The sequence below is a fragment of the Holdemanella porci genome (genome assembly GCF_009696075.1).
Classification (GTDB): Bacteria; Bacillota_I; Bacilli_A; order Erysipelotrichales; family Erysipelotrichaceae; genus Holdemanella; species Holdemanella porci.
Genome location: NZ_VUMR01000095.1, coordinates 1 through 3,133, shown reverse-complemented (window position 1 = coordinate 3,133; position 3,133 = coordinate 1). Strand labels below are relative to the sequence as shown.

The following is a 3,133-nucleotide window of genomic DNA, read 5'->3' as shown; positions in this document are numbered from 1 at the left end:
TTTAAATATTTTGAAGTTCTTGTCATAAGTGTAGTCTCTCTTTCGTTTACACCTATACAATAATTCTTAAATAGACATTATTAATGTCGAATATATTAACAAGTCACCAATGTATCTGTTAAGCCAAGATTTTTTTAGGAAGTGATATTATCTGGGATTATTCAGTAGATGTATTTAATAAAGATCCTTTATTATTCGGAATTGGTTTTTCCGGTGAAATCAATTCATATGCAGCCAGTTTTGGTACTATTTCCGCTAACGCTGAGTTACCTCAATATGTAAAAGATGCTTTAAGAAATATGACAGCCATTTCGGTCAGAGATGAAAAATCTGCTAACTTAGTAAAAAATGTTACTGGAATAAAACCACAAGTAGTTTTAGATCCAACATGGTTATGGAATTTTAATGATGATGAAAATATAATTAAACCTAATGAAGAAAATTATATTTTAGTGTATGGACAAGATTTCACAACTGATTTTATTAAAAATCTTAGAAAGTATGCAGATGAATATAAAATAAAAATTATTGCATTAGACTGTAATGATGATCACTATGATTGGTGTGATAAAATGATTAGTCAATCGGATCTTTCCCCTTTTCAATGGATAGGATATTTCAAATATGCTTCAAAAATAGCAACTAGTACATTTCATGGTATTACATTTAGTTTAATTTTTAATAAAAAATTTGCGTTTTGCAAAACGGATTTTATTATGGCTAAAGTAGATAAATTTTTAAAAGAGTTAAAATTATATGAGTTGTTTAATAAAGATCAAAATGATGTATTTACAATGCTTAACCACGATTTTAATTATCCATATATAAATGAAGTTATTAACAATAAAAAAGTCGAATCATTAGAATTTTTAAGAAAGGCGTGCAGTAATTAATATGGCACAAAGTGATAAAAGTCAAGTTATCCAAGGGGCCTTTTGGAAATTTGCAGAAAGGATAGCAGCACAACTGGTTTCCTTAGTTGTATCAATAATTTTAGCTAGATTATTAAGTCCTAGTGAATATGGAACAATTTCACTAGTTATGGTGTTCATAACAATTGCTAATGTTTTCGTTAGTAGTGGTTTTGGACAGGCATTGATACAAAAAAAAGACGCAGATAGTTTAGATTTTTCTTCTGTTTTTTATTTTTCACTTTTTTTTACTGGAATCATATATGTGTGTTTATTCTTTTTAGCAGTTCCTATTGCTAATTTTTATAACATGCCTATATTATTGTCAGTTTTAAGAGTATTGGCAATAAGTGTTCCAATAATGGGTGTTAATTCTGTACAACAGGCTTATGTGGCTAGAAAAATGCAGTTTAAACTTTTTTTTAATGCAACACTCATAGGGACATTGATTTCTGCGGTAGTAGGAATTGTATTAGCGTATTCTGGATACGGAGTATGGGCATTAGTTGCACAGACATTAACCAATAATATTATTGACACAGTTATTCTACAAATTACGATAAATTGGAAGTTAACGAGAGAATTTTCTTTTGAACGTATTAAGATATTGCTTAGTTATGGATGGAAATTATTATTACAAAGTCTAATATTACAGTTTTATGCAAGTTTAAGAAGTTTATTAATCGGAAAATTCTATACAACAGAAGATTTATCATTTTATACTAAGGGAAATCAGTTTCCTGAATTAATTAGTTCAAATATTGACACTGGTATTAATACTGCTTTATTTCCAGTAATGTCTAAAGCTCAGGATTCAATTAGTCGAGTCAAAGCTATGGCAAGAAAAACTACAGATTTTACTAGTTATGTTATGAGTCCAATTTTAATTGGTTTTATGGCTATAGCTGAACCATTTATTTCACTGATATTGACTGACAAATGGTTACCATGTATACCTTATTTAAGGATTTGTTGTATTATTCTCTTATTCAGGGCACCGCAAACAGCAATTTTACAGGCAATTAAAGCAGTAGGTAGAAGTGATACAGTTTTAAAAGTAGATGTGCCAATTCGTATTTTTGCAATAATGATTCTTTTGATATCTTTGAAACATAGTGTTTATGTATTTGCTATATCTGAAATAGTAGTAACATTATTTGGAACAATCTTATATATGATAGTATCAGAAAAGATTATTGATTATACTTATAATGAAGTTTGTCGAGATTTTTTAATTAATGTGTTATTAGCTACTATTATGGGGATAGTTGTTTTTTTTATTGGCAAAGTCATTTCGCTTCATCCAATAATAATCATGTTTTTTCAAATATCTACTGGTGCATTTATTTATATTCTTTTATCTATATTAACTAAATCAAGAAGCTATTTAGAAATTAAAGCAATAATATTTAAAATTATTTTTAAATATAAAACGAGGATAAAACAATGAAAAAAAAGCCTAATTTATTAAATAAAAAAGACGAATGTTGTGGATGTACAGCTTGTGCGACGGTTTGTCCATTAAAAGCAATAAGTTTTGAGTATGATCATGAAGGTTTCTTATATCCTTCAATAGATTATGATATATGCATTGGATGTTTAAAATGCGAAAATGTTTGTGCTTTTAAAAAGGACAATAAATTTTCATCAGATGAATATGAAAACACTAAGGTCTATGCAGCAAAAGCAAAATGTGAAGATGTTCTCTTAAATAGTTCATCTGGTGGTATGTTTACTATATTCTCGGACATATTCTTAGAACAAGGGGATGCAGTTGCTGCGTGTAAATATGTAAGTGAATTAGATAAGGTAACTATAAAATTAATTTTTGATAAGGGTTCAAGAGATGAAGCTAGAGGATCAAAATATATTCAGGCGGAATTAGATGATTCTTTTCAACAAATTATTGAATATTTGTACAAAAATTTAGAAAAGAAAATTCTTGTTTTTGGCACTGGATGTCAGATTGCTGGATTAGATTTATTATTAAAAAAAAATAATTTAAGACATCGTGCAATATTAATAGATTTAGTATGTCATGGTGCTCCTAGTTCCGGATTATGGAAAAAGTATATTCAAAAAGTTGAAAAAAATCAAGGCTTAACAGATACATTGGTGACTTGTTAATATATTCGACATTAATAATGTCTATTTAAGAATTATTGTATAGGTGTAAACGAAAGAGAGACTACACTTATGACAAGAACTTCAAAATATTTAAA

3 protein-coding genes are annotated in these 3,133 nt (G+C 28.1%); all 3 read left to right on the top strand.

Going from position 1 to position 3,133, the window contains the following annotated elements:
• Positions 1-128: 128 nt before the first annotated feature.
• Genes FYJ55_RS10385 through FYJ55_RS10375 form a run of 3 tightly spaced genes read left to right on the top strand, consistent with a single transcriptional unit; the run spans position 129 to position 3,038 of the window.
• Entirely contained in the window at positions 129-893 is a 765-nt protein-coding gene (locus FYJ55_RS10385) for a polysaccharide pyruvyl transferase family protein (RefSeq protein ID WP_326831872.1), read from the top strand.
• Between the two features lies 1 nt (position 894).
• A complete protein-coding gene (locus FYJ55_RS10380) occupies positions 895-2,361 on the top strand; it encodes a lipopolysaccharide biosynthesis protein (RefSeq protein ID WP_154556759.1) in 1,467 nt (488 codons plus the stop codon).
• Positions 2,358-3,038, top strand: a complete 681-nt coding sequence (locus tag FYJ55_RS10375; RefSeq protein WP_154556758.1) for a Coenzyme F420 hydrogenase/dehydrogenase, beta subunit C-terminal domain — start codon at positions 2,358-2,360, stop codon at positions 3,036-3,038. Before FYJ55_RS10380 ends, FYJ55_RS10375 begins: the two co-directional genes overlap by 4 nt.
• The last annotated feature ends 95 nt before the right edge of the window (positions 3,039-3,133 follow it).